Consider the following 454-nt stretch of genomic DNA (forward strand, 5'->3'; position numbering starts at 1 on the left):
TCTGGATCTTCGGGATCAGCCCCTCGTAGGTCAGGTTGATGCCGTCGATCTTGATCTTGGTCGGCTCCTTGTGGAGCAGGTCGTGGAGCTCCTTCTTCGTGAACTTGCGGATCGGCTTGTCCGCGTCGAAGAAGCCGCAGCCGTTGAAGATGCGGCCGTACCAGCCATCCATGCTGTAGCCAGGGACCGTGATCGCCCCCTCGTTGATCGACTTCTTCTCGTCGTAGAGCTGCGTGAGGTCGATGTCGCTGACCGACCCCATGCCCTCGCATCGCGGGCACATGCCGCCGGTGCGGGAGAAGACGACCTTCTCGGCCTTCTTCCCTCCCTTCTCGACCGTGATCGATCCTTCCGCGCGGACCGAGGGGACGTTGAAGGCGAAGGCCGCGGGCCCGCCGATCTGCGGCTTGCCGAGGCGGCTCCACAGCACGCGGAGCATCGCGTTCGCGTCGGT

Annotated in this window: 1 pseudogene; it reads right to left on the minus strand. The window is 64.1% G+C overall.

Annotated features, from left to right (window positions below):
- Nucleotides 1-454: pseudogene (locus BN4575_RS20760) on the minus strand (excinuclease ABC subunit UvrA); the annotation flags it as partial.

Source organism: Aeromonas sp. EERV15 (genome assembly GCF_900079845.1).
In the GTDB taxonomy this organism is placed as follows: domain Bacteria; phylum Pseudomonadota; class Gammaproteobacteria; order Enterobacterales; family Aeromonadaceae; genus Aeromonas; species Aeromonas sobria.